This window comes from Polyangium sp. 15x6 (assembly GCF_029960785.1).
Classification (GTDB): domain Bacteria; phylum Myxococcota_A; class Polyangia; order Polyangiales; family Polyangiaceae; genus Polyangium.
Genome location: NZ_JASBQE010000002.1, coordinates 131,042 through 155,611, shown reverse-complemented (window position 1 = coordinate 155,611; position 24,570 = coordinate 131,042). Strand labels below are relative to the sequence as shown.

Annotated in this window: 23 protein-coding genes; 7 read left to right on the top strand and 16 right to left on the bottom strand. The window is 68.5% G+C overall.

The genetic code is table 11. The features are described from left to right. Positions 1-6 precede the first annotated feature (6 nt). Positions 7-1,437, bottom strand: a complete 1,431-nt coding sequence (locus QHF83_RS02125; RefSeq protein WP_282416051.1) for a site-2 protease family protein — start codon at positions 1,435-1,437, stop codon at positions 7-9. A gap of 399 nt (positions 1,438-1,836) precedes the next feature. Here QHF83_RS02125 and QHF83_RS02120 point away from each other — a divergent pair, with 399 nt between their 5' ends. Next, a complete protein-coding gene (locus QHF83_RS02120) occupies positions 1,837-2,445 on the top strand; it encodes an SGNH/GDSL hydrolase family protein (RefSeq protein ID WP_282416050.1) in 609 nt (202 codons plus the stop codon). Here the strand turns inward: QHF83_RS02120 and QHF83_RS02115 are convergent. The 6 genes from QHF83_RS02115 to QHF83_RS02090 form a co-directional block, all read right to left on the bottom strand. Continuing rightward, entirely contained in the window at positions 2,442-3,149 is a 708-nt protein-coding gene (locus QHF83_RS02115; RefSeq protein ID WP_282416049.1) for a lysophospholipid acyltransferase family protein, read from the bottom strand. The two genes, QHF83_RS02120 and QHF83_RS02115, sit on opposite strands and share 4 nt — an antisense overlap. Further along, on the bottom strand, positions 3,146-3,565 hold the full coding sequence (locus QHF83_RS02110) for a hypothetical protein (RefSeq protein ID WP_282416048.1): 420 nt from the start codon (positions 3,563-3,565) through the stop codon (positions 3,146-3,148). The genes QHF83_RS02115 and QHF83_RS02110 overlap by 4 nt, the downstream gene beginning before the upstream one ends. Then, positions 3,562-3,996, bottom strand: coding sequence for a secondary thiamine-phosphate synthase enzyme YjbQ (locus QHF83_RS02105; protein WP_282416047.1), 435 nt, complete (start codon positions 3,994-3,996; stop codon positions 3,562-3,564). Before QHF83_RS02105 ends, QHF83_RS02110 begins: the two co-directional genes overlap by 4 nt. Positions 3,997-4,055: 59 nt before the next feature. Then, positions 4,056-4,898: a DNA-binding domain-containing protein gene (locus QHF83_RS02100; RefSeq protein ID WP_282416046.1), complete on the bottom strand. Its 843-nt coding sequence runs from the start codon at positions 4,896-4,898 to the stop codon at positions 4,056-4,058. Then, the gene (locus QHF83_RS02095) at positions 4,888-5,742 is read right to left on the bottom strand and encodes a DUF692 domain-containing protein (protein WP_282416045.1); all 855 of its coding nucleotides are present in this window, start codon (positions 5,740-5,742) and stop codon (positions 4,888-4,890) included. The genes QHF83_RS02100 and QHF83_RS02095 overlap by 11 nt, the downstream gene beginning before the upstream one ends. Before the next feature lie 105 nt (positions 5,743-5,847). Beyond that, complete coding sequence (locus tag QHF83_RS02090; RefSeq protein ID WP_282416044.1) at positions 5,848-6,108, bottom strand: hypothetical protein; 261 nt, start codon at positions 6,106-6,108, stop codon at positions 5,848-5,850. Positions 6,109-6,350: 242 nt separating this feature from the next. On the opposite strand from QHF83_RS02090, the gene QHF83_RS02085 reads away from it, so the two are divergent. The 6 genes from QHF83_RS02085 to QHF83_RS02060 all read left to right on the top strand — a co-directional run bounded on the left by QHF83_RS02085 (position 6,351) and on the right by QHF83_RS02060 (position 13,879). Next, a complete protein-coding gene (locus QHF83_RS02085; RefSeq protein WP_282416043.1) occupies positions 6,351-7,340 on the top strand; it encodes a hypothetical protein in 990 nt (329 codons plus the stop codon). Then, positions 7,337-8,284, top strand: coding sequence for an SUMF1/EgtB/PvdO family nonheme iron enzyme (locus QHF83_RS02080; protein ID WP_282416042.1), 948 nt, complete (start codon positions 7,337-7,339; stop codon positions 8,282-8,284). The genes QHF83_RS02085 and QHF83_RS02080 overlap by 4 nt, the downstream gene beginning before the upstream one ends. A gap of 13 nt (positions 8,285-8,297) precedes the next feature. Further along, positions 8,298-9,410: an EB domain-containing protein gene (locus QHF83_RS02075; protein WP_282416041.1), complete on the top strand. Its 1,113-nt coding sequence runs from the start codon at positions 8,298-8,300 to the stop codon at positions 9,408-9,410. 73 nt (positions 9,411-9,483) lie between these two features. Beyond that, positions 9,484-11,253: a hypothetical protein gene (locus QHF83_RS02070; protein ID WP_282416040.1), complete on the top strand. Its 1,770-nt coding sequence runs from the start codon at positions 9,484-9,486 to the stop codon at positions 11,251-11,253. 1 nt (position 11,254) lies between these two features. Next, entirely contained in the window at positions 11,255-12,265 is a 1,011-nt protein-coding gene (locus QHF83_RS02065; RefSeq protein WP_282416039.1) for a hypothetical protein, read from the top strand. Between the two features lie 9 nt (positions 12,266-12,274). After that, positions 12,275-13,879 (top strand): DUF1501 domain-containing protein, encoded by a 1,605-nt coding sequence (locus tag QHF83_RS02060; protein ID WP_282416038.1) that lies wholly within the window; start codon positions 12,275-12,277, stop codon positions 13,877-13,879. 298 nt (positions 13,880-14,177) lie between these two features. Here the strand turns inward: QHF83_RS02060 and QHF83_RS02055 are convergent, their stop codons facing one another. The 9 genes from QHF83_RS02055 to QHF83_RS02015 form a co-directional block, all read right to left on the bottom strand. Continuing rightward, positions 14,178-14,612 (bottom strand): hypothetical protein, encoded by a 435-nt coding sequence (locus tag QHF83_RS02055; protein ID WP_282416037.1) that lies wholly within the window; start codon positions 14,610-14,612, stop codon positions 14,178-14,180. 43 nt (positions 14,613-14,655) lie between these two features. Then, the gene (locus QHF83_RS02050) at positions 14,656-17,115 is read right to left on the bottom strand and encodes an MMPL family transporter (protein WP_282416036.1); all 2,460 of its coding nucleotides are present in this window, start codon (positions 17,113-17,115) and stop codon (positions 14,656-14,658) included. Between the two features lie 172 nt (positions 17,116-17,287). Next, a complete protein-coding gene (locus QHF83_RS02045) occupies positions 17,288-18,055 on the bottom strand; it encodes a hypothetical protein (protein WP_282416035.1) in 768 nt (255 codons plus the stop codon). 453 nt (positions 18,056-18,508) lie between these two features. After that, the gene (locus QHF83_RS02040; RefSeq protein ID WP_282416034.1) at positions 18,509-18,826 is read right to left on the bottom strand and encodes a hypothetical protein; all 318 of its coding nucleotides are present in this window, start codon (positions 18,824-18,826) and stop codon (positions 18,509-18,511) included. Between the two features lie 81 nt (positions 18,827-18,907). Beyond that, positions 18,908-19,171, bottom strand: a complete 264-nt coding sequence (locus tag QHF83_RS02035) for a hypothetical protein (protein ID WP_282416033.1) — start codon at positions 19,169-19,171, stop codon at positions 18,908-18,910. 1,200 nt (positions 19,172-20,371) lie between these two features. Then, positions 20,372-21,478 (bottom strand): FAD-dependent monooxygenase, encoded by a 1,107-nt coding sequence (locus QHF83_RS02030; RefSeq protein ID WP_282416032.1) that lies wholly within the window; start codon positions 21,476-21,478, stop codon positions 20,372-20,374. Further along, on the bottom strand, positions 21,475-22,560 hold the full coding sequence (locus QHF83_RS02025; RefSeq protein WP_282416031.1) for a 3-oxoacyl-[acyl-carrier-protein] synthase III C-terminal domain-containing protein: 1,086 nt from the start codon (positions 22,558-22,560) through the stop codon (positions 21,475-21,477). Before QHF83_RS02025 ends, QHF83_RS02030 begins: the two co-directional genes overlap by 4 nt. Before the next feature lie 61 nt (positions 22,561-22,621). After that, positions 22,622-23,473 (bottom strand): hypothetical protein, encoded by an 852-nt coding sequence (locus QHF83_RS02020; protein ID WP_282416030.1) that lies wholly within the window; start codon positions 23,471-23,473, stop codon positions 22,622-22,624. A gap of 5 nt (positions 23,474-23,478) precedes the next feature. Next, on the bottom strand, positions 23,479-24,429 hold the full coding sequence (locus QHF83_RS02015; protein WP_282416029.1) for a fatty acid desaturase: 951 nt from the start codon (positions 24,427-24,429) through the stop codon (positions 23,479-23,481). Positions 24,430-24,570 lie beyond the last annotated feature (141 nt).

Genomic DNA, 24,570 nt, shown 5'->3' with positions numbered 1-24,570 from the left:
GGAGTTTTACGGACGCGGGACGACGGCTTCGAGCCCGCTTCGCGTGCGCAGCGCTTCGAGCGCTTTGTCCGACCAGACGCGGCCTCGGTCGCTGAAGCCGGCCTCGACGGCCTTGCGCAGCATGTCGAGCGCGCGCTCGTAGGCGCCGTCCTGCGCGTGCGCGCGCGCCGCCTCGTAGGCGTCCTCGGCGCTCTTCTGCCGCTCGAAGACGGCCTCCGAGAGGCGCGCCGACCAGTCGAACGCGCGGCCCTCGAAGGCGAGCTTCGCCATCTTGCGCGCGTCGTCCTCGCTGAGCGAGTCGACGATGTCGTAGGCGATCGCCGCGGCGCGCGCGACCTCGCCCTGCTCGAGGAGGATCTGCACGAGCGGGCCGACGATCTCCTTGCGATCGTCGCCGGCCGCGCGCGCGGCTTCGAGCACGCGCCTCGCCGCGTTGAGCTCGCGCTTGGCGAAGTGCACCGCGCCCACGAGCGCCGGATCGACCTCGCCGAGCTTGCGCGCCTCGGCCACGCGTTGCGCCGCCTCGTCGACGTGGTCGCTCACGAGCGCGACCCAGCCGAGCACCTCGAACGCCTCGCGGCGCGCGCGCGGCGGGAGCGGCTCGCCCGTGCGCTGCTCGTACGAGAAAATTTCCTGGACGAGGCTCCGCGCGCGGCCGAGGTCCTCGTCCGCGACCGCCTGGCGAGCGCGAAGCAGGAGCGAGAGCTGCTCGCCCGAGAGCGCGGGCTCCGTGTCCGGCGCCGGCGCGTGCGGCCGCGGATCCTCCTCGGCCTCGCCGGGGCCGAGCATCTGCATGCGGCGCAGGCTCTGGAACGCGAGCATGCCGAACATCATGGCCAGCAACATGTTGTGCGTGCGGAGGCCGTAGAGCGCCACGGCGAAGCCCGCGAGCATCGACAGCCCCGCCACGAGGCGGACGCGCCGCGGGCCGAGCGCGTGCTCGAGCACGTGTCCGCCGTCGAGCGGCAGGACGGGCAGGAGGTTGATGAGCCCCCAGCGCACGTTCACGTAGATGAAGAGGGTGATCGTGGAGCGGACGAGCGAGGGGACACGCGCGACGATCTCGGTCGACGCGTGGTGGTCGAGCCAGTAATCGAGCGCGAGGAACGGGCCCGCGAAGGCAAATCCAGCGAGGGGACCGGCCAGGCTGATGAAGATGTGATCGATGCGCCGGAGCGGGAGGACCTGCTGCCAGCGGGTCACCCCGCCCATGAGGAAGAGCGTGATCTCCGGCTGGATGCGGTACCGTCGGATCGCCAGGGCGTGCCCGAACTCGTGCATGAGGACGCTCACGAGCACGACGAACGCCCACAAGGCGAGCGGCACGAGCCCGGCGGGGCCGCGCGACAGGTCCACGAAGCTGATGCCGAGCAGCACTGTGCTGAACCAGAAGCTCGCCTGGACCTCGACGTCGATGCCGAACAGCCTGAAATTCATGCCCTCGAATATCCTAGTGCACGCCCGCCCGAGGCGGGCCGTTTCTTTGCGGCTCGGACGAAGTGTGCCGTAGAGTGCGGAGCCCTGAGACCTCCGATGCGCTCTTCGAGCTTCGCTCCGATCCTCGCGCCCACGCTTCTTTCCCTCGTTGGCGCGTGCGCCTCCGCAGCGCCTCCGGACGCGCAGCCTGCCACGCCAGCAAGCACCACGCACGTTGCCAGCGGTGATGGGCTCCGGTCGGGCCGCGATGCGGCCCTTCCTCTGCCCCCCACGCCTCCCGCAGGGACTTCTGGAGAGGTCGACGCTGCGTCTCCTGCTTCCAGCGCCGAGGCTGCGGTTCCTGCTTCCGGTGGATCGGCAGTCAAACCCGAAGCGGCGCCGCCGATCGAGCCTCGCACCGTGGTCCTGCACATCGGCGACTCGTTCCTCATGGCCGGCTTTTCACAGGCGCTTCGGCCCAAGATGAAGGCCGTCGGCGCGCTCTACGAGGTCCGCTCCGAGCAGGCCTCGTACACGACGAGCTGGCACCTCAAGCTCGCGAAGCTCGTCGGCGACTACCACCCGGATCTCGTGATCATCAACCTCGGCGCGAACGAGGTGACGTTGACCGATCCCGCCGCGCGCGCGGACGCGGTCGAGCGGCTGGTCAAGATCGTCGGAGACAGGCCGTGCGTGTGGGTCTCGCCGCCGCTCTGGCGCAAGGACACGGGCATCATCGAGGTCTTCCGCAAGCACATCTCGCCCTGCCGCTTCTTCGACTCGGACGCGGTCGCCGGCCCGATCTCGCGGCAACCCGACGGGATCCACCCCGATAACCCCGGCGGCGCCGCGTGGGCCGACGCGTTCTTCCGATGGCTGCTCGCCGAGCGCGCGCCCGCGCCCAAGGACGGCGAGGCGCTGCCCAAGGGATCCGGCCGCCACGCCGTGAACCCCTGGCGCCTGCGCCCGGAGAAGAACGCCGGAGGCCCGAGCCCGAGCCCGCAGAAGACCGCGCAGACGCAGCCCTAGCGGCTCATCGCCTCGACGATCGCGTCGTGCACCGCGACCGTGAGCTCCTTGCGGTGCTCCTTGCCGTACGCCTTCGGATCGATCGGCGGCAGGATCGTCACGACCACGCGTTTGCCCTTGCGTACGATCGTCCCACGCGCCGGCAGCACGTCGCGCGTGCCGTCGATCGCCACCGGCAAGATGCGGTGGCCCGTCTCGAGCGCCAGGTGAAACCCTCCGCTCTTGAAACTCCCCACGATCCCCGTCGCGCTGCGTGTCCCCTCGGGCGCGATCCAGAGCAGCGAGCCTTCCTCCAGGATGCTGCTCGACGTGCGCAGCGCATCGACGGCCTGCGTGCGGTTGCCGCGCTCGACGCGGACGAACCCCGCGGCCTTCATCGCGTGGCCCCAGACCGGCACGTCGAAGAGCTCCGCCTTCGCCACCATGCGCAGCCTTCGATCCGGGATCGCGCGGTAGAGCGCCGGGATGTCGTAGAGGCTCTGGTGGTTCGACATCACGATGAACGTCTCGCGTCCATCGCCGAGGTGCTCGCGCCCGCGCACGACGAGGCTGACCTCCGCGTCCGCGAAGAGCTTGCGCGACCACCACGCGAGCCGCTCGTCGCACGTCTCGGCGTCGAGACGTCCCATCGCCGCGTCGACGACCGTGGGCACGCTGATGCGTGCCGTGTCGAGGATGCCCTTGGCCGTCTCGACGAGCGTCATCGCCCCCTCCGCTTCTTCTTCGCGTCGGGGAAACGCGCGTTGCACGTGTCGATGCACTCCTTGTCGGTGCAGGCCTTGATGCACTCGTCGATGTTCTTCGCGTTCTGGTCCGTCGGGTCCTTCTCCTCGGCCGGCTTCGGATCGAGCGTCTTGCAGAGGTTGTCGGCGCAGTACGAGCCCGCGGCGCAGTCCGTGTCGTAGCGGCACTGCACGCAGCGCAGGTTCCAGCAGATCCCGCCCCCGACCCCGGCGTCGCGCGCGGCGCAGTCTTCGTTCGTCTCGCACGTCTGAAAGCGGCCGTCTTCGAGGCTCGTCGGCAGGCTGCCGGCGCAGGCGGAGACGAGCGTCGCGGCGAACGCGAGGGCCAAAGGAAGGACGAAAAGGGCGCGGGCGAAGATCGAAGTACGTGCGTTCATGGGCCTCCGGAGGCGCCGAGCAAGGTGATCACGAGGCGCCTCGTGTGCGGGCTCGTTCGGTGCTCCCAGACGTAGATGGCTTGCCAGGTGCCGAGCGCGAGCTTGCCCGCGGTGACCGGGATCGTGAGGCTCGTGCTCGTGATGGCCGCGCGGATGTGCGCGGGCATGTCGTCCGGGCCCTCGGCGTCGTGCTCGTAGCCGGCGCCGTCGGGCGCGACGCGCGCCATCCAGCGATCGAGATCGCGGAGCACGGCCGGATCGGCGTTCTCCTGCACGACGAGGCTCGCCGAGGTGTGCTGGAGGAAGAGCGAGCAGAGGCCGATCGTGATGCCCGCGTCGTCGAGCACGGCCGCGACCGCGCTCGTGACGTCGTAGAGACCCCGCCCGCGGGTGCGGATGTCGAGGGTCTTCTGGTGGACGCTCTCCCTCATCGGCACGTTTCCCCCCGCACGTGGCTCCTAACGTGTCCGATGGTCGGGGTTCTCTGCAACTACGAAGATGAGGGGAGGTCGACCGAAGCCACGATGCCGAGGGCCGTCCACTGCTGAAACCAGCGCCCGACGCTCGCCGCCACGTGGGCCTGTCGATCCTCGGGCAAGGGCTCGGCGAGGCGGCCCAGCGCAGGCACGAGCGGCACACCCTCGGCGAGGAGGTCGAGCAGCGTGGCGGCCTCGGGCTCGAGCTCCTCGAAGTGCGTGACGAGCTCGCGGTTGCGGTAGAGCGCGATGTGCGCGGGCGAGGGTGCGTCGGGGAAGACGGCCGGCTCGCCGGAGACGAGCCACGCCTTGCGGAGGCGGTGCACGGGGTAGGCGAACGAGAGCCGTCGCATCGCGGGGTGCAGCACGATCCGCGCGCGCTCCCAGGCGTCCTCGGGCAGACGCGCGAGCATCTGCGGATCGAGCGGCGGCGCGTCGGGGCCCGTACGCACCTCGAGGAGCGCGATCTCGTAGCGCGCGAGGTCCGCGGCGAACGTGCGCTCGGCTTGCGTTTCGAGGCCGGTCCATGTCTCGGCGAAGCGCGGCACGGGCTCGATCAACTTCTCGAACGCGGCGTGCGCAGGAGGATGGACGCCGAGGAAGTCGCGGCAGAACGCGTTCCACTTGTCCTCGCCGAGCAGACGCGCGAGCGCGGGAAAATCGTCGCGCAGGATCTCGCGGTGGCGGAGCCAGAACTGGCGTCGGTAGATGTCGACCTGCGCGGCCGGCGTGAGGCGACCGTTTCCCGTGACGAACCGCGCCGCCGTCTCTGCGAGGGCCGGTTCGTCGGGGATCGGCGCGTGGCCGGGGATCACGCTCGCGAGGAACGCTTGCACCGAGGCGAGATCATTTCGCATGGGACAGGGCCTCCTCGCGGACGACGCGCGCCCGCTCTGCCTCGGCGAGGAGCGTGGCGAGCGGCGGGATGTCCTCGTCCCACTCGATCAGCGTGGAGACCGGACCGACGCGGCGAATCGCCTGGCGGTAGAGGTCCCAGACCGGATCGATCACCGGGCCCGAGTGCGTGTCGATGATGTAGTCGCCGTAGTTCGTGTGGCCGGCGAGGTGGATCTGCACGACGCGCTCGGCCGGGACGGCGTCGACGTACGCGCGCGGGTCGAAGCCGTGGTTTTCCGACGAGACGTAGATGTTGTTGACGTCGAGCAGGATCCCGCAGTTCGCCTCTTCGACGACGGCGGTGAGAAAGTCCCACTCGGTCATGTCGCTCGACGTGTACGTGAGGTAGCTCGACACGTTCTCCAGGACGAGCGGCACCTCCAGCGTGTCCTGAACGATGCGGGCGCGGGCGGCCACGTGGCGGATGACCTCGGCGGTGTAGGGCAGGGGCAAGAGGTCGTGCGTGTTCAGCGTGGCGGTGCCGGTCCAGCAGAGGTGATCACTCACCCACGGAGATTTCGTTCGGCGGAGCAGCGTCCGGAGATCACGGAGGAACTCGAAGTCGAGCGGGGTCGTGCCGCCGATCGAGAGCGTGACGCCGTGCTGGATCACGGGGTAGTGGGCGAGGGCGCGGTCGAGGTTCGCGAGCGGCACGCCGCCGGGGACGAGGAAGTTCTCGCTGATGATCTCGAACCAGTCGACCTTGGGCCGGGTCTCGAAGATCTCCTCGTAGTGCGGCAGGCGCAGGCCCACGCCGATCCCGAGGTCGGGGAGGCCGAGGCGCATGCGGGCGGGTGCGGTCATCGCGGTGTCTCCGAAGAAGCGGTCTAAAGACGAAGGGCCGCTCGCGCCACCCTGGGGTGGAAACGGCGGCCCTTCGGGCTCAAGCGGCGCGGGGGGCCGCTCGAATCACTTCGGCGCGTCGGCCGGAGCGGGGGCGGCGCCGTCGGCCGGCGCGGCCTCGCCTTCCTTCTTGCCGCTGCAGGCGCCGGCCTTGCAGGAGTGCGCCGCGCCGTCGGTCTTCTGACCGCTGCACGAGGCCTGCGCGCCCGACTCGGCGCCCGCCTTGCTGTCGGCGTTCTCGGGCTGCGCCTGGCTGCCGCCACACGCCGCGAGACCCGCGATCATCCCGCCCACCGCAAGCGACGCCATCATCTTGTTCATGTTCATGGTCAATCTCCGTTCCAAGCGGTTCTTTTCTGAGTAGGCACCCCGAGGAAGTCGCGACATCGAGCGCTTCGTGCGAAACCTCCCCCCCGCCATGTATCGTCTCCCCCCGGGGTGCTGGGGTTTCCCACCTACGTGCGTGCTCGTCGTCCGGATCCGGATTGCCGAGCAGCGCCCTCGGGAGCCATGTTGGTAGCCCGATGCGAAGGGGCGAAGCAAGGAAAAGTGCCGGAAGGGAAGGGGCGATGCTGGCCCACGTCGCAGCCTTCGTCGCCCTCGGCGCGACCTTCGCGTCGGGATGCGTCGCGTCGCGGTTCGACGCGCGTTATTTGCCGACGGACGACGTCGCGCTCGAGCTCGCGTCGATGACGCCGGGGCTCGGCGCGGAAGCGCGCGCGACGTTCCGGGACGTACTCTCGACGACCCTCGCGGAGGACGCTTACACCTGTTCGCCGTCGCCGCGGGAGGTCTTTTTTGGCGACGTGGAGGAAGGCGAGCGCACGATCCGCGGGGCCATGCCGCATTATCGTCTGTTTTTCGGACCGATGCATTACCACGTGCGACGGCTGGGGCCGCGCGGGGGCGCGCCGGGGCGCTGGGAGGTGTCTGCGACGTTCGCGGTGGTGCTGCCGCGCGAGGGCGGGACGCTCGGGCTCGCGGATTGCGACGGGAAAGATCGGTACGAGGGGGAGGTCGTGTGCCGGGGCGTGCCGTTTTCCCGATCGAACACGACGGAGGCGTGTCCCTCGTCGGGGGAGTTCCGGGCGCCGGCGACGCGGCGCAACATGGAGGCGCTGCTCGCGCGCTGGTCCGAGGAGGCGGAGCGGTACTGGAACCGGGACGCCGAGCGATATGGATTGCCGGTGCGGTACGATTTCACCTTCTTGCCGCATGACCAGGCGGCGCGGGAGGGCGTGCCGGTCGATCTCACGTTGCCGCTGTCGACGACGTGCGGGCGGACGCCGTATTTTTGGTCCTTGCGGAGCGGCTGGTCGCTGCCGGTGATCGCGCACGAGGTGGGGCATTTGCTGGGGCTCATGGACGAGTACGAGGCGCTCTCGGGGATCGTGCCGTTCTACCCGAAGACGCCGTTCCCCGGCGCGCATACGAGCCGGATGGGTTTGTCGATGAAGGAAGACACGATCCTCTATCCGATGCACCACTGGATCGTGGTCCGACGTTACCTCTGCCCGGAGCCCTCGGGCCGCGATCCGTGGGGGCATGCATTTCAATGAACCGTCTGGTCCGAATCGTCCTTTTCGGCTCGCTCCTCGTCACGGCTTGCGACGACGAAAAGCCCGGCGACGCGCCCCCGTCCGCTTCCGCCGCCGCACCCGCCTCCGCTGCCGCGCCTGCGCCCGCCTCCGCCTCGGCTCCCGTGGCGCTTCCCGAGCGGCCCGACGATTTTGCGCTCGTCGAGCCGGCGACGCCCACGTGTCCGCCGGAGATGGTGCGCGTGAAGAAGAGTTATTGCGTCGATCGATACGAGGCGAGCCTGGTCGACGTGGAGACGGGGCAGGAGCTTTCACCTTATTACGTGCCCTCCCGCAAGCAGGCGCTCTCGATCCAGAAATTGTGGGAGCAGGAGCGCCTCGCCGTGGGGCCCGTCGAGGCGCGCACGATCGAGCTGCCGCCGCTGCCGCCGTGGCAATCGCAGCGCAATTTCGAGCCGAAGGCCGTCTCGAAGAAGAGCCGCATCCCCCAGGGCTACCTCACGGGTCCGCTCGCCGCGCTCGCTTGCAAGAATGCGGGCAAGCGCCTTTGCTCGCTCGCGGAGTGGCAGACGGCTTGCCGGGGCGAGGACGAGCGCGACTTTCCTTATGGCGACACGTACGAACCGGGCAAATGCAACATCTTCCGCGAGGCGCACCCCGCGGGGCTCTTGCACGGCAATCCGAGCATCGGTCACAGCGATCCGCGTCTCAACACGGTGAAGGCCGGGGACAAGCCGCTCCTCCGCCGGACGGGCGAGACGCGGGCCTGCGTGAGCCGGTGGGAGGGCGATGGCATCGCCGACATGGTCGGCAACATCGACGAGTGGATCGACGATCCGGAGGGGACGTTCGTCGGCGGGTTTTACGCGCGATCGAAGAAGGATGGTTGTGCCTCCATGGTCCGGGCCCATCCGTTCGATTATTTCGATTATTCGACCGGCGTTCGATGTTGCAAGGATCTTTGACGCGGGAGCTTTCATGACGAACGGCAAGGTGGTGGCGGCGGCGCTCGCCGTGGGGGTTGTCGGGGCCGGGTGCGGGGCGCGGACGGATCTGCCGGAGAGCCGCAGGAGCGAGGAGGTCTGCGCGACCGTGGGGGAAGCGTGCCGCACGTCGGCGGCGTGTTGCGGCGGCGGGACATGCAACGCGGGCGTCTGCGAGGCTCCGCTCTGCACGGCGGGCGAGGCGCCGGTGGTCCTCGTCAGCGGCGCGGAGCGGCTCTCGGGCCTGCTCGCCGATGGCGATCACGTGTATTTCACCCATTACGGCGCAGGCGGCGCGGTGCTGCGCGTGCCCAAGGCCGGCGGGGCGATCGAGACGGTGGTCCCGGCGTCGAGCTGGACCGAGTCCCTCGTCGCGGACGCGAATTCGCTTTATTTCCTGGACGGCGATCGGGTCATGCGCGCCTCGAAGGACGGGAGCGGGGCGAGCCTCGTCGCGGACAACCAGGAGGGATCGATGTCGATCGCGGTGGACGCGTCGTTCGCATACTGGATCACGCCGGCAGATCAGGCCGTGCGGCGGGTCTCGAAATCCGGCGGCACGCCGGAGACCCTGGCCAAGGACGAGGAGCTCACGCCGGACATGGTGCCGCGCATGATCGCGGACGAGAGCAAGCTGTACTGGTCGGCCAGCGGGCTCTGGTCGATGCCGGGCTTTCACGCGACGCCGAAGGAGGGCGGCGCGCTCCTCTTCGTCGAGGGCGCCGCCACCACGCATTTCGTCGCCGATTCGATGTTCCTCTTCTGGATTGCAACGAACGCGAGCCCCGTCCGCCTGGTGCGCACCCGGAAGGACGGGAGTGAGGCGAAGACCCTCAAGGAGTGGACATTCGACTCCAACAGCGATCTCGCGGCCGGAATGGCGCAGGACGGGGACTACCTGTACTGGGCCAGGGGCAAGGCGCGGAGCATGAACCGTGTCCCCAAGACCGGGGGCGAGGCGGTGGAGCTCTTCACGTCGCCGGATGCCATCAACCAGCTCACGGTCGATACGTCATGCCTGTACTACATGACCACCCGGGTTGCGAACGAGACCGGCGAGACGACGAGCAGCTTGCTGCGCGCGCCACGATTCCTTCCAGGCGAGTGAGTGAGCGCCCCTGCGGGGATCGAGGCGGTTTTCTTGCTCCGATGTTCGCGCCGCCCGTATGTTGCGCTGCAACATGCGAAGGTACACATTCCTTTTCGGGGTCGCGCTCGTCGCGTGCTCCCAGGGGGATCCGTCTTCATCCTCGGAAAACGCCGATTGCACGGTCGATCCTGGTGACGGCGTCCCGGTGCGCGAGGAGCCCGAGGACGAGCTCACCCCCCTCCGTTTGTTGCGGCGCGCCAGCATCGCGCTGCTCGGCGTGCCCCCGACCGATGAGCGAATGCAAGAGCTCCTCGCGAGGCCGACGCCCGAGGAGCAGTTCGCGTACGTCGATGATTTCATCGACGAGGCGCTCGAAGACCCGCGGTTTTACGACATCACGTTCGAGTTTGCGCGCAAGTGGTTCAACATCCCGCTGATCCCGCGCACGGCCGACGCGCCCGAGTACGGCGCCAAGCAGCAGCGCGTGCTGACGGCGTGCAAGGCGGGTACCGCGAACGAGGGCGCGCTTCGTTATTTCCGCGACGACGTCCCCGAGGACGTGGCGTGCGCCGCGGGCGCCGCGAAGACCACGGTCGAGCCCTGGTGGGCGCCGGGGACGACCGTGACGCTCGTCGGGAGCGCGGCGAACACCACGAACACCGGCCAGATCAAGCCGAACGGCTCGCCGGTCGACATCGAGTGCAATCAGCGGGCGGAGGGCACGTGCGGATGCGGCAAGAATGCCGTGAGCTGCTGGCACGACCCCGGCACCTATCCCGGCTGGGGCGCGTACATCGCGGCGAACCCGGACGGCCAGCGGCGCCTGCTCGCCGAGGAGCCGGCGCGCCTGTTCGCGCACATCGTCTGGCACGATCGGCCCGCGACCGACCTCATCCTCTCGGATTACTCCGTCGGCCCGACCGAGGTCCAGGCGGCCCACATCAATCAATCCCTCGCCGGCGGCGCGCTCGACGTGCTCGACGACGAGAGCTGGTGGAACCCGGCGAGCTTCGGCGGCGCGGCCGTGGATCCGCTCCACGAGCCGAGTGATCCGAAGGCGTGGCGCGAGTATTCGATCTCCGCGCGAAACGCGTTCTTTTTGAAGGAACGTGATTACACGTTCGATCCGCGCAAGGATCCGGGCACGCCTTCCGGCTTCCCCTCGGCTGGCATGCTCACCTCGCTCGGCTTCCTCGACACGTATCCGCGTGAGCGCCTGCGCGCGGCGCGCGCGCTCGAAACCCTCGCTTGCGAGCAGCTCTTGCCGCCGGGCGGCGACATCCCGTTCAACGCGTACGAGACCGATCCCGGCCGCGAAGGGCCTTGCCAGCACTGCCACGCCCGGATCGACACCGCGGCGGTGCATTTCAAGCGGTACGCGAAGGCCGACCACGCGTTCGAGGGCTGGGGCGCGCAATACTACATGCCCGGCGTGGGCAAGTGGCAATGGGATCCCGTGTGGCGCACGGGCGCATGGCCCTACGGCAGCGAGCCGTTCGCGCAATGGAACAAGTGGTACCTCCCGGGCTCGCTGCTCACGCCCGCCACCGAGGAAGAGGCGAACGCCAATCCCTACGCGCTCTTCCTCGATTTCCTGCCGCCGGAGTACACCCTGCTCGGGCAAACCAGCGACGGGACCGTGGGGCCGCTCGGGTTCGCCAAGCTCATCGTGGCCGCGGGATCCTTCGATCGGTGCGTCGTGCGCCGCGTGCACGAGCGTGTCCTCGGGCGCGACATCGATCCGGCGGCGGAAAACGGCTATCTCGAGACGCTCACGGCCTCGTTCATCGCGAACGGCCGGCTCGTGCGGCCCTTCATCAAGTCCCTCACGCAGTCCACGTCGTTCCGCAGGGGGCACTGACATGCGAAAACGAATCCTTTTCAAGATCGTCGCCCCCTTCGTCGTCGCCCTCGGGGCCGCGAGCTGCGACGGGGACGAAGGAAACACCTGCGGCGGACCGACGCCCGAGGAGCGGGCGCAAAATCAGGCGGTGTTCGACGCGCTCGCCCCGTCCTGCCAGGGATGCCACGTCACGGGGGCGCGCGGGTATTTCGCGTCGATCGAGGCCTTCGAATCCCTCGTCGTCTACAACTCCGCGGCGGTCGTCCCGGGCAAACCCGACGAGAGCGAGCTCATTCGCCTCCTCGAAGGGAAGGGGACCCGCGCGTTCAAGCAAATGCCCATCGCGGGGCCGCCATTCGCCGAGATCGCGGCGAGCGGCTCCACGAAGATGACCATGGCCCAGATCCGCGCGTGGGTGACGAACCTCGAATCCCGGACCGCCGATCCGCTCCCGTCCATCGAGGCCCGCCGCATCACCCGGCTCTCCGCGGAGGACGTCGGGCGCGCCCTCTACCAGCAGCTCGGCCTGTCGGACGACGATTTTTACGTTGCCGCGTCGAGCTTCGACATCCCGCACAAGACGAGCCAGAACGACGACACGTATCCGTTCACGTCGCCGGATTCGATCCCGGCGCCTTATGAAAACTTGCCCGTCGAGCGGTTCGCCGCGCTCGGGGGCGGCTCGGCGCCGAACCAGATGAAGGCCGACGGCACGGTTTCCCCGAGCTTCCTCGGCCTGATCACGCAGCTCTCGCAGCGCTGGTGCGCGCTCTCGCTCGACAAACCGGGCAATACGGCGCTCCTGCCCGCCGGCGCCTCGGTCCAGACGGGCAGCGCCGACGCGGCAAGCGTGAAGTCGGTCATTCGCGCCTGGTACCTGCATTTCCACGCCGTGGACGCGACCGACGCGGACATCGATCGCGTGTTCTCCACGGTGTTCGTCCCCCTCGAGATGGAGAAGGACGCGCGCAACGCCTACGTCGGCACGTGCTCCTATTTCATCCGCCACCCCGACTGGATCTTCTACTGAGAGGCCCCGATGAAAACGAGCCGCAGAAAACTCCTTCTCGCCGCCCTCGGGGCCTCCCAGCTCGCGCTGCTCGGCCGCTTCGCCGTGCGCAGCGCATCCGCCGCGCCGCCGCCGAACGGCCCCACGAAGCTCCTTTGCATCTGGCTCGACGGCGGATGCAACTGGGAGCATTTCTTCACCCCGCTCACGGGCGGCGGCATCGACAAGTTCATCCAGCCGCCCGACGGGGGCGTGCACCCGTTCGGTTATTCCAAGGAGCAGGTGCGGAACTTCGACGGGACGGCCGCGGATCTCGGCTCCACGAACCCGACCCGGAAGCTCCGCGGCCCCGTTTCGTGGAACGACGCGAACCCCGCCGACACGACGGGCACGAATCCGCTCTCCGGCGGCACGCAGAACTATCGCCCCTGGGGATATTCGTGGGTGGATCCGAAGTACAAGCTATATGACCGCACCTGCGTGCTCGTCGGCGCCGATCAGGGCACGGCGTCCCACGCGAGCGGCATCGTCGCGAGCATGTGCGGCGTCGCGGGCTCGTCGTTCCGCGCGCCGAGCGTGCAGGCCGTGATCGCGAACTACATGGCGGCGCATTTCCCGGACAGGCCCGTGCCGAACGCGACGCTCGGCGGCATGTTGCCAGCCGCGGTCGACCTGCCCGCGCTCGCGACGCCGTATTCGCTCACGAGCCTCGCGCTCGTCGAGTCCACGGTCTCGGATCGTCGCAATAGCGCATGGGACGGTCTGCGCACCCGGACGGATGTCGAGGGAATGGCATTCGACGGAACGCCCACCGGCCAGACGCTGCCCCTCACGATCACGGATCGCGCGGTGCTCGAAGCAATCCGCGAGCGAAAGGGCATTTCGACGAAGGGGACGGACGATCTCTATCGGCAGATCCACGACACGTACGCAGGCATCAGCAAGACCGTGGCGCGCGACGTGCTCACCGTGCTCGATCAGACGAAGGGGTTCGAATTCCTGAAGGCCGACCCGCTCTATGCGGGCGGGCCGTTCCAGACCGCGTGCATCGGATCGGCCGACGTCTGCGGGAGCGTGCTCTCGGGAGGCTCATTCGATTTCGCCTTGCGTCTGCTCAAGTCGAACCTCGTGACGAGCGTGACCCTGCGCGCGACGAGCATCGCGAACACGGGATTCGACGTGCATTACTCGGGCGGCGCGCGCGCGCAGACGAGCCACCTGCGTATCGCACTCGAAGCCCTCGGCCAGTTGCTCAACGAGATGCAACTCACGCCCGCATCCTCAGGGCAAGGTTCACTGCTCGACGAGACGCTGGTCTACATTTACAGCGATTTCGGGCGCACATTCGCGCGGAGCCCGCAGGACGGGACCGACCATCATCCAGCGACGTGCGGCATCCTGGTCGGCGGGAGCGTAAAGGGAAACCAGATGCTCGGAGGCTACGACGAAACAGCGCAAGGCTCGCCCCTCGGCGCCCCCGTCAACATCATCGAGGAATCCGGCGAAAAGGTGACGCGCCCCCCAACGTCGCAGGACATCGCAGCCACCGTGATCCGCGCCTTCGGCCTCGAACCAGGCAAGGATTTCTTCATCCCCGGCGGCTACGGCGAATTCGAGGGCGCGTTCCTCGGTTGACAGGGACCGCTTCGCCGGGGCGCTGCCCCGGGCCCCGCGGGGGCTATTCGCCCCTCGACCCGAACCAGGGCAAGCCCTGGACCATTTGGGGAAGAACTGCGCGATGCGCAGTTCTTCCCACAGGCCGGTGAGACCGCCTTGCCGGTAGAACCATCGTCGCCGGTCTTGCCTCGGCCCGTTCGATGAACTGCGCATCGCGCAGTTCATCGACCCCGGGTCCAGCGCTTGCGCTGGTCCGGGTCCAGGGGTGGACAACCCCTGGTCGGGTCCGGGGTGAAACCCCGGCGCTACGCTCCACTCACGGCGCCTTCGCCTTCGCAGGCACCGCCTTGGCTGGCGGCGCCTTCGCCGAGGTCGCGGCCGACGCCGACGCGGAGGGGCTTGGCTCCGCGGTTGCCGTGCCGTCCTTGCTCTTGCAGGTATATGCGCCGAACAGGATGTATGCGCGCTGGCACGTCACGGGGTGCGCGCCGCTTGGCGTCTGCATCGTGAACGTGTGCGCGATGGGCGAGCGCTCCCAGAACGTGAATTGCGCCTTGCACGGCTGCGCTTGGCCCTGGCATGCGGCTTCCGAGGCGAGCGCCTCGACCTCCACGCTCACGCCGTACACGTTGTAAAGCGCCGCGCCTGTCGCCGCGAGCAGCGCTACCGTGAACAGGAGGCTCGCCGCGGAGCGCAGCCCCGAGCTGCTGCCCTCCGACGCTCCCCCACTTCGATCCTCGGGTTTTGCCACGGGGCCACGATAAAACGAGCTGGCCCTGAAGGGAAGCGCGCTGTCACACCCGCTTGCGGTGATCCATCCACACGAGCGCTGCGGGCAGGACGATCACGGAGGCGAAGAGGCAGGTGACCTCGCCGATGACTGCGGCGACGCCCATGCTGCGCACGGCGAAATTATCCGATCGCACGAGCGCCATGTACCCGAGCGCGGTGGTCAGGCTGCAGAGCACCACCGCGCCGCCCGTCTCGCGCACCGCGGCGATCGCCCCGCCCGTGCCCTCGCGGGTATACCGCTGCACGATGTTCACCGCGTAATCGACGCCGATGCCGAACGTCAGCGGCAATGCGATGAAGTTCAAGAAGTTCAGCTTGACCTTCATCACCACGAGCGCGAGCGCCATCCACCCGATGCCGACCACCAAGGCTGCGATCACGTACATCGAGGGCCGACCTCGGCGGAACGCGATGAGCACTGCGAGGATCGTGCCGAAGAGCGAGAGGAGCACCGCGGGCGGGATGTCGTCGATCACGGCTTCCCACATGTCGGCGTAAATGACCGCGCGGCCCGAGCCGAGGATCACGCTGCCGTCCGGCAGGACCGTGCGTCGATACGCATTCGCCCAGCGGAAGAGGTAATGCGCGTCGTCCACGGTCTCGCCCTCGGTCGGGCTGATGTAGACGATGCGGCCGCGCGTGCCGTCGGTCTCGGTGAACGCCCGCGCCAGACCCGCGGGCAGCTCCTCGATGCCGAACGGTTTCAGATCGTCCGGGGGCAGGACCTGCTCGATCGTCTTCCAGTCCGCGTCCGGGATGACGCCGCGGCGCCGCGCTTTGAGGACCTTTTGCTTGATCTCTTCGAGGATCGGGAGCTTCTCGGCCTGCTCCGCGGGCACGAAGTCCTGGAGCGCGTGCACCTTTTCGAAGGGTTTTTCCCCCGGTGGGGCCGCGTCGCGCTTCGCGTAGAGCGCCGCGCGCAATGGTTCGACCTGCTCGGGGCGATCCACGAGGATCGCCATGCCGTCCGTCCCGACGTACCCGGTGATCTGCTCGCCGAGCTGGCTCAGGCGGATCTCCTCGGCCCGCCTGCTCGCGTCGGTGCGCAGGTTGCGCATGTCGTACTCCATCGGGTCGCTCTTCACGTAGAAGACCACCGCGATGGCGCCGGCGAGGGCCACGGCGACGCCGAGGACCGTGAGCAGGCGGGGGGCGCGCTGGGCGAAGACCGCGAAGGGACGGCCGAACGCGATGCCGCCCTGCGTGGCGCGCTGGACGCGGCCCCAGACGCCTTTGGCCTCGCGATCGAGCGGCAGGAGCCGCTCCATGAGCGTGAGGATGCTCGGCAGCGCGAGATAGGTCGCGATCCAGCAGAGGAGCATGCCGATGCCGCCGATGACGCCGAAATCACGGAAGCCGCGGAACTCCGTCGCGATGAGCGAGCCGTACGCCGCGCCCGCCGCCGCGGCCGCCGTGAGCGTGGGCCGCCAGGTCTCCCGACGCGCGAGAGCGAGCGCCTCGGCGAGCGGGACCTTGTCCCTGCGCGCCTCGAGGTACCGCGCCATGTAGATGATGCTGAAATTGATGCCGTTGCCCGCGACGATCGTGAAGAGAAAGCCCGTGGCCATGTTCAAATGGCCAATCAGCAGCTCGGTGACGCCGAACGTCCACGCGACGCCGATGCCGATGGTGAGCAGCATGGCGAAGAGCGTGCGGATGCGGAGGTAATAAAGAAACACGACGCCCGCGAGCAGCGCGGCCCCGAAGAGGCCGACCTCGGTGAGGTCCGCGTTGATCGCGGCGAACTCGGAGATGCCCGTCTGGAGATCGCCGCCGAAGCCGTACCGGATCTCGGGGTGGAACGAGGCGGGGTTCACCCGATCGACGGCCTCGCGGATACGACGCAGCGCCTCGGTGCCTCGTGAAAAATCGCTGCCGAGCACCTTGGAGCGGACCGCGACGACGAGCGTCTTGCCGTCCTTCGATTGGTAGTAGCCGTCGGGGAAGCGGTCAGGCGAAGCTTCGGTGCCGAGCTGGAAGCGCTTCTTGATGCTGTCCGCGTCGAGGGCCGGGGGCTCTTCGGTCTCGTCGAGCAACGTGCCCGTCGCCTTGTTGACCTCGTAGGCATACCGCGCCTCGATGTCGTCGCGCAGGCCTTCGAGGTCCTTCTTGTCGGCGTAGAGGCCGGCGCGGGGCGAGAGGAAGGCGCGCGCCTCGTGCACGCCGTCCTCGACGCTGCCGACCCAGGGCGGGCCCACGGCCGCGAGCGCGGGCACGAGCGCGTCACCCGCCTGCCGGAGCGCCGAGGTGGGCGTGTCCGGGCCGCCCTCGAGCACGATGAAGAGCGTGGAGACGCCGGCCGTGCGCGCGGCGACCCGGTTGAGCTCCTGCACGCTCGGGCGGGAGGAGGGCAGGAGCGATTCGAAGCCGGTCTGGACGGTCAATCGCAGGGCGAGGACCACCGAGACGATCGTGAGCGCCGCGGCGACGAGGAGCGGCACGAGCGGACGTTCGAACTGCACGCGGCCGAGTCGGTCGAACAGGGTCTCGGACGAACGGCTGGGCGGCGGCGAGGCGGAAGGTTCAGCGCTCAGGGCAAACCTCGGAGGAGCAGGGGAATCGTGGGAGCGCCGGTATAGTGCAAACGAGGCGGATCCTCACCCCCAAACCGCAGCCGCTAGAACATCGAGCGCTTTAGCCCTGATCGTCCGACGGGCCCTCGGCGGCGCCCTCCGTGGCATCCTCCTTGGGCGCCTTCCTCACCGGATCCTGCTGCCACGTGGCGAGGGGCCGCAGGAGCGCGTCGGCGAGCTCCTTGGTGGCTGGCTTCTTCCGTTGCACGGAGCCGAGCACGGCGGTGACGTAATGGCGCAGCGAATCCGTGAGCGCGTCGAGGCGAGCGCGCACGGCCGCGGGCTCCTCCACGGGCACGGCGTGCACCATTCCAAGCGCCTTCCCATATTGCTCGTGGACCTCGCGCAGGTGCGCGAGCAGCGGGCCGAGGCCGAGCTTCTCGAGCTTCATTTCGAGGTTTTCCCGCGAGATCGTCTTCAGCTTGGTATCGACGATCCCATACTCGTCGCGCGGCCGCATGTTGACGAAGGCGAGCCCGTCCTCGACGCCGATGCGCGTCCCCACCTCCACGGCGACGTCGCCGAGGTCGAGCTGCCCGCGCACGCGCGACCAGCCTGCGAGAATGAGGATGAGCGCCGCGATGGCGTTGTCCTCCAGCTTGTCGATGGCCCGGACGTCGCCTTGGGTCTGGGGACCGAGCACGTCTTGAAGGGCCGCGCGGTCTACCTTCACGTCGTCGAGCGCCTCCTCGACGGCTTCCGGAAGAGAGCGCGGATCCCCCTTCTCATCGAGCGTAGCGGCCGTGAGCTGCTGGGCGAGCACCATGGCCTGGTTCGCGTCGAGGCGCGGAAGGGTGACCACCGAGGTGGGTTCGAGCACTCTTGTCATGGCGGCGACCCTACCAGCCGTCCACACAGGATGTCTAGCCCCGTGTGCGTCGGAGCTCACCCAGATCGACGCGTCGCATCGGGCTCGGTGGCGTGAGCGATGGGCGCGAGGAGCGAGATGCAGAGGAGGGGAGTAAGGGCTGCGACGCGCGGCACGACGGGGAGAAAGATTCCGCAATCCACGCGATGAAAAGGGGAGGCTGACACGAGCTTTCGTGGCGATCCTGGTCAGGGGGCGCACGCCCAACGCCAGCCTCCGAGGTCCCCTCTTACCGGGGAAAAACGGGCGTGTCAAGTCCTTGGACAAACTTTCGGTTCCGGGACGAACGGGCGGTGGGGGCTTACTTACCATCGAGCCGGAACAGCCGGGCGAGCGTCGAAAGGAGGAGCGCGATTCGGGTAGCCATCGCAGTGGGGTCATCCGTATCCGACATCGAAGCACCTCCCATGGCAGTCACACGGTGATGCCGAAGGACGTCAACAAGGATTCCGCTGTCGATCGGAGTTCATCGGGCGCCTTCCGCGTCGCCACCCAGTCCGAGACGAGCGCTCGCAGCGTCCGGACGCGGTTCCGGTCTTCCTCGCGGACGATCATGTCCGTCCAGACCTCTTTTGCGAGGATAGCGTCGAGGGCGCGCTCCGTCTCGTGTACGAGCGTCACCCATTCGGGATCCGGAGTCGTGGAAGGATCATCCCGCAGCGCCATCACGAAGGCAGCAATGCAATTGATGCCTTCGGCGATCGCGTTTGCCATGTCTCGATCACTTGTCATGGCTCCGTACCCTCATTGCTTGTCGAAATCGTAGCGGCAAGGCCATTGGCCGGATGCCGTCCCTGCCAGAAACGCCCGCGATCAGGGGGTCGACGGGGACTCGAGGTCGGCCATGTCCAGCTGAATCTGCCCGTCCCTGAGATCGGGAAGACCACAAGAGAGCATGCCGCCCCAATGCACCTTGCCCCGCAACGGAGAGCCGTCGATGGATGCACGCACGATGCCGAGACAATGCAAGAGCGCCTGCAATGCATCCACGCCGTAGCCCTCGCGAGGATTGATATTGAGCGGGGCACCCAGTTCGAACCCGCATCTCCATACTCCGCCCTTCACCACGTACGGCATTCCAACTCTCAGATATAGGTCCCTTTCGGATCCATCCTCGTGTCGATATTTCAAGGTGCGGACCGCGAGGATGCTTCTCCCGCCCGGCTTCAATCGTCGCCCCCCTTCTCGGCGTCTCGCAGACATCGTGCATACTCCTGGTTGCATCGTTGTAACAATTGGGTCGATCACAAGGGGCGCTTGAACTCGTAATTGCACTTCTCGATGCAGTATCGGAGGAATCTGTCGCAGCGCCTTTTTCGGGCTTCCATTTTCGACTGCTGAGGGACCGGATCGGCAGTTACGTCGCTCGCCGACGTCAATAGGAGTGCAAAAATTGCAAAAATAAGTGATAAGCTCGCTCCGGTGAGCTTGCAAGAAACGCTGCGTCGGGCGAGGTCATGTGCCCGGCTGTAAAGCCTGGACGTCTTCACGGTGGCCAGCTCGATGGGTTGCATGACGCTTGGCCATGCGGGCCCGGCTGACGACGAGAATCCCTCCCAGGAGCCACCCCTCCCTCGTCGCCGTGCATTTCCTCTTGCGCGGTGGGGAAGGCTACAGGTGCGATTGGCGCTCCGTCAACCTTTCCCCCGGAGCTTGCCGGGTTCGTCCGCGCTCGACACCCCTCGACGGGCATCCCTCCACGCAAGCCCGAGCGTTCCACGGACCCCCCGGAGGGGGTCGAAACGCTTCCCGTTGCGTGCGTTGTGCCTTCGGAGGGTCGGGCAACGCAACGTCGAGCGGTGACGACCCCTTCGAAGGGGTCGAGAATGGCTCCGTCTTGTGAGATGCGTAGCCTCCCGAGGCCTCCGACGCGCTTCCGATTGCGATCGCCACCCCCGGCGGAGCCTCGCCGACGCAAATCGAACCGGCGTGATGCCCTCCGGAGCGTCCCCCACCGCAACGACGAGCGCCCGACGACCCTCCGAGGGCCCCTCCCGCCGGTTCGTCATCCTACAAAAGACCCCTTCGAAGGCACCACGATCGCATCGGCTTGCGTACCCCGACCCTCGCGGGGCCTTTCACACGCAAACCGATGCGCCTCACCCCCCTCCGGGGGGCCCCCCATGCGCTTCACCTCCCGCTTCCCACCCCCCATCCCCTTGCATCGACCGCATCGCGGTCGATGCACCAGCGGTCCAGGGCTTGCCCTGGTCCGGGTGCAGGGGCGGACAGCCCCTGCTCGGGGTCCGGGGTGAAACCCCGGCGCCACGCTCCAGCCTACCCCCGCGTCGCGCGATACAACATGTCCACGATCCTCGGCGCGCGACCTACCAGCGGCGCGAGCAGCTCGAAGACGCCCGGACGCAGCAACAGGCCGTGAAGCGCGCCGGCGACGAAGAAGCGGGGCGCGAAGGCGCGTGAAAAGGCGCGCGTGTAGGCGCAGATCGGGTCCGGCGAGAACGTCGCGAGTGAGGCGAGACGGCCGCTGCGGAGCGCGATGGCCATGCCGTCGCCTGTGAACGAGGGGACGAGACGCGCTGCGTCGCCTGCGAAGAGCAAGGGGACGCCCGTCGTGGGGCAGGCGCGTGCGACGGCTTGCGCGCCGAAGCCGAAGCGGGCGAGGCCGCGGGGTTTTTGTGTGGGTGCGCCGAGGGCTGCGAGGCGACGCGCGAGCGCGGGGTGGTGCTTGGCTTGGTCTTCGAGGGTTTGCCAGACGGGGCGCGCGTCGCCGTCGAGGAGGGCGCAGACGCCGATGCGACCGTCTTCCACGGGGTTCACGCCGACGTAGCCGCCTGGCACCAGGTAGAGCTCCACGTCGGCTTCGAGCGGCGTCGGCGCGCAGTAGGCCTTGATCGCGACGAAGCTCGGACGCTCGGCGCTCGCGCGCGGGAGCGCGAGCGCCGCGTCGAGCGTCGAGCGTTTGCCCATCGACAGCACCAGGCCTCGCACGGCGTGCGCGCCGGCTTGGCTCTGGACCTCGAGCGCGCGCGGCGGCCTCGGCGCCATCGCGCGGACGGGCGTGCGTTCGAGGACCTTGGCGCCTGCTTCCCGCGCGCGGTGAGCGAGGAAGGCTTCGAGGGCCGCGCGCGTGATGCCGAGCGCGGGGCGGCCCGGCAGCGTGAGATCGAGGCGCGCGCCGCCCGCGCCGAAGAGCGCCACGGCGCGCAGCTCGGCGGGCTTCAGCACGGAGGCGAGATCGCCGCAGCCGAGGGCGTCGAGATCCTCTTCGGCCTCGGGCGAGAGGAACTCGCCGCAGACCTTGTCACGGCCGATCGTGCCGCTCTCCCAGACGAGCACCTCGCGGCCGCGCTGGGCCGCCGCGATGGCCGCGGCGAGGCCGGCGAGCCCGCCTCCCACGACGCCGAGCGGAGGTCGTTCGCTCATCGCCCAGAGGTGGCCTCCAACAGACCGATCTCCGCGCAGAACCCCGGGCCGAACGCGGTCACGAGGCCGAGCGCGCCTGGCCCGAGCGGCGCGTGCTCGTGCAGGAGCCGATCGAGCGCCACCAGCACGGTGACCGAGGACATGTTGCCGTGACGCGCCAGCGTCTCCCAGCTCGTGCGCGTGACGCTCTTCGGCAAACGCGCGTGATCCTCCAGCGCCTCGAGCACACGCCGGCCCCCCGGGTGCACCGCGCCGAACGAGAACCGGCTCGGGTCCTCGACGTGGAACCGCGCGATCGCCCGCGCGAAGACGTCCGGCAAGCCGCGCTCGGCAAAGGGCACGACGTCGCGCGAGAGCTTGATCTTGAGCCCCTCCTCGCGCACCTCGAAGCCCATGAAGTGCTCGGTGCACGCGAAGAGCTCGCGGAAGGTGTCGCGGATCCAGAGCGCCGGCGCCTTCGAAGGCCGCCGCTCGGCTCGCTCGCCCGCGAGGAGCACGGCCGCGGCCCCGTCGGCGAAGATCGCCGCGGAGACCAGGTTCTCCTCGCTCCGATCCTCGGGCAAAAACGTCACCGAGCAGAGCTCGACGCACACGACGAGCGCGCGGGCCGCAGGGTGGCCGGCGAGCCATTCGTGCGCGATCGCGAGCGCCGCCGCGCCGCCCGCGCAGCCGTGCTGCGTGAGGTTGATGCGGCGGACGTTCGGCGAGAGCGAGAGGGCCGCGACGAGCGTCGCGTCCATCGCCGGAATCTGGAATCCCGTGCACGAGACCGTGACGACGAGGTCGATGCTGTCGCGCTCGTCCTCGGTCGTCCCCTCGGCGATGCGCCGCGAGAGCGCGCCGCAGGCGTCACGGACGGTCGTGCGGTAGAGCTCGTTCTTCACGGCGAACGAGCGGCCTACGGCGAGCAGCTCGTGCGGAGCGATGACGAGGTTCCTGCGCTCGACCGCGCTCCTGCGGAAGAGCTGGCGGGCGAGCCCGAGGGCGCGTCCATCGAGCCACCGAGGGAGCGCCTCGGAGAGCTCGTCCTGGCTATACGAGCGCCCCGGAAAGAACGTCCACGTCTGTTCGATGATCGCCATTCGAACAGGCGACAGCGGCAACTTTCGTGCGCGGGATGCCGCTGGGCAGAGGGCGCACGGATCAGGAAGCGCGTCCGGGGCGGCGCCATTCGCCGCGCAGAGCCGCCACGCTCGGGCGCGCGAGGGCATCACGGAGGCCGGTGCCGGCGGGCTGCACGATCAGGAAGAACGCGAGCCCGAGCACGCCTCCGAGCTTGCTCGTCGTCGACACGATCGGCTCGTGCAGGGCGAGCGCCGTCACGCCCGCGGCGAGCGCGAGGACACCGAAGAGGAAGAGCCAGCCGAGGCGGGTCTTTTGACCACAAAAGGATCGCGGATCGATCGTGGAGAGGATCAGGGTGCCGTCCTCGGCGGGCGCGAGCCGCGACGTCGGTCCGTCCTTGCGGAGGGCGCCGAAGGCGTAGAGGACCCGGCCCTCGGGGATGTTCGCCGTGACCTTGCGGGAAAAACCGCGGGCTTTTCGGGCGTCGGGCAGGGCCGCGTCGAAGGCCTCGGGCGAGGGGCAGGCCGCGGCGGCGCGGAGCGCGTCGGGGCCATGCCAGACCTCGACGCCGGGGCCCGCGAGCGGCGGGATCTCCACGGCGCGTCCCTCCGCCTCGATCGCGCCGCCGAACGACGCGCCTTCCGGGGGCCTGTCCTCGAAGAGCACGAGAGGCTCGTCACCACGTGCGAGTCTTCCGACCTGCGGGACGTGGTGCGCCGCGAGGGCGCGGCCTTCGCCGTCGCCGCGCGTCACGCGGCCGATGAGGAGGCCCGTGCCTTCGTTCGTCGCGCCAAGGGGGACGAAGCGCCGCGCGAGCGCAGAGAGGGCCGCGATCTCCTTGTACGCCGCGGCGAGGACGAGCAGGGTGTTCACCCAGAGGACCCCGAGGACGAAGAGGCCCATGAGCTCGTAGGGCAGAGGTTTTGTCATCCTTCTTATGCGCTCGCGGCTTCGGCTTCGGCGCGGCGGATCTCCCGCGGCGCGAGCTCGATCTGCGCGGCTCGGGCCTCGGCCTCGGCGACGTCACGCATGCGCGGGCGGCTCGGGCGGAGGAGGTAGGTGCGGAGCAGGTAGAGGACCATGCTCGGTTCGTCGAGGCTCGGATCCACGCGCGGGACGACCTCGCGCCGGTGCGCCTCGGCGAGCGCGGACCAGTGTAGGCCGGCGCGGTTGTGGTGGATGGTGTGGTAGCCGTTGTTGCACATCACCCAGTTGAAGGCGCGACCGACGAAGTTGCGCGAGTGGTTCCATTCGCTCGTGGTGTCGCAGCGGTCGTGCTGGATGAGGTTGATGCGCAGGATGCAGCGCGCGCCGTAGAGCTGCGGGACGAGGACGAAGAAGAGGGTGGTCCAGACGTCGTAGACGAGGAGCACGCCGGTGAGGCCGAAGGCAAAGACCTGCTCGACGAGGTACTGCCGGACGAAGTCCTCGCGGCCCTTGATGCGGGCCCAGCGCGAGACGCCCGCGAAGGTGTTCGGGCCAGCGACGTTGGGGAAGTGGATCAGGTTGAGGAGGTTCCACTTGAAGGAGACGTGGTTCGGCGCGGCCCAGTCGGGCTTGCCGTCGTCCTCGAAGTGGTGGTGGACGAGGTTGTGCGAGGGGATGTTGGCGGAAGCCGGGTAGAGGGCGCCGAAGCTGAGGACGACGCGGAAGATCATGTTGAGCCGGCGGCTCTGGAAGACGCCCTGGTGCAGGTGGTTGTGGATGACCACCGTGTTGAGGAAGCTCAAATAACAAGCCGCAGCGAGGAACAGGACGTTCCGGCAGGCCGGCACGAAGACCATCGAGGCAAGGACGCCGAGATAGGCCGCAACGATGCCGATCTGCCGCCATTCCGCCGGGTGCTTGACCAGCCAGGGGCTTCGGGCAGGAAGCGAAGAGGACACGGCTCCGGCTTCTACCATCCGTCCAGGCCAGTCGACAATCATGGACGAACGGACGGATTTGCGTTAACCGATACGTTCAGAACGCCGTGACTGCCATCGTATCGACCTTAACCTCCTTACCGTTCACGCAGCTCCGTCGAA

What these genes read in the sequence shown, in the direction of transcription:
- QHF83_RS02125 (WP_282416051.1), bottom strand. Translation starts at nt 1,437, where the DNA reads ATGAATTTCAGGCTGTTCGGCATCGACGTCGAGGTCCAGGCGAGCTTC.
- QHF83_RS02115 (WP_282416049.1), bottom strand. Translation starts at nt 3,149, where the DNA reads ATGACGCTCGTCGAGACGGCCAAGGGCATCCTCGACACGGCACGCATC.
- QHF83_RS02110 (WP_282416048.1), bottom strand. Translation starts at nt 3,565, where the DNA reads ATGAACGCACGTACTTCGATCTTCGCCCGCGCCCTTTTCGTCCTTCCT.
- QHF83_RS02105 (WP_282416047.1), bottom strand. Translation starts at nt 3,996, where the DNA reads ATGAGGGAGAGCGTCCACCAGAAGACCCTCGACATCCGCACCCGCGGG.
- QHF83_RS02100 (WP_282416046.1), bottom strand. Translation starts at nt 4,898, where the DNA reads ATGCGAAATGATCTCGCCTCGGTGCAAGCGTTCCTCGCGAGCGTGATC.
- QHF83_RS02095 (WP_282416045.1), bottom strand. Translation starts at nt 5,742, where the DNA reads ATGACCGCACCCGCCCGCATGCGCCTCGGCCTCCCCGACCTCGGGATC.
- QHF83_RS02090 (WP_282416044.1), bottom strand. Translation starts at nt 6,108, where the DNA reads ATGAACATGAACAAGATGATGGCGTCGCTTGCGGTGGGCGGGATGATC.
- QHF83_RS02085 (WP_282416043.1), top strand. Translation starts at nt 6,351, where the DNA reads ATGCTGGCCCACGTCGCAGCCTTCGTCGCCCTCGGCGCGACCTTCGCG.
- QHF83_RS02080 (WP_282416042.1), top strand. Translation starts at nt 7,337, where the DNA reads ATGAACCGTCTGGTCCGAATCGTCCTTTTCGGCTCGCTCCTCGTCACG.
- QHF83_RS02075 (WP_282416041.1), top strand. Translation starts at nt 8,298, where the DNA reads ATGACGAACGGCAAGGTGGTGGCGGCGGCGCTCGCCGTGGGGGTTGTC.
- QHF83_RS02070 (WP_282416040.1), top strand. Translation starts at nt 9,484, where the DNA reads ATGCGAAGGTACACATTCCTTTTCGGGGTCGCGCTCGTCGCGTGCTCC.
- QHF83_RS02065 (WP_282416039.1), top strand. Translation starts at nt 11,255, where the DNA reads ATGCGAAAACGAATCCTTTTCAAGATCGTCGCCCCCTTCGTCGTCGCC.
- QHF83_RS02060 (WP_282416038.1), top strand. Translation starts at nt 12,275, where the DNA reads ATGAAAACGAGCCGCAGAAAACTCCTTCTCGCCGCCCTCGGGGCCTCC.
- QHF83_RS02045 (WP_282416035.1), bottom strand. Translation starts at nt 18,055, where the DNA reads ATGACAAGAGTGCTCGAACCCACCTCGGTGGTCACCCTTCCGCGCCTC.
- QHF83_RS02040 (WP_282416034.1), bottom strand. Translation starts at nt 18,826, where the DNA reads ATGACAAGTGATCGAGACATGGCAAACGCGATCGCCGAAGGCATCAAT.
- QHF83_RS02035 (WP_282416033.1), bottom strand. Translation starts at nt 19,171, where the DNA reads ATGCCGTACGTGGTGAAGGGCGGAGTATGGAGATGCGGGTTCGAACTG.
- QHF83_RS02030 (WP_282416032.1), bottom strand. Translation starts at nt 21,478, where the DNA reads ATGAGCGAACGACCTCCGCTCGGCGTCGTGGGAGGCGGGCTCGCCGGC.
- QHF83_RS02025 (WP_282416031.1), bottom strand. Translation starts at nt 22,560, where the DNA reads ATGGCGATCATCGAACAGACGTGGACGTTCTTTCCGGGGCGCTCGTAT.
- QHF83_RS02020 (WP_282416030.1), bottom strand. Translation starts at nt 23,473, where the DNA reads ATGACAAAACCTCTGCCCTACGAGCTCATGGGCCTCTTCGTCCTCGGG.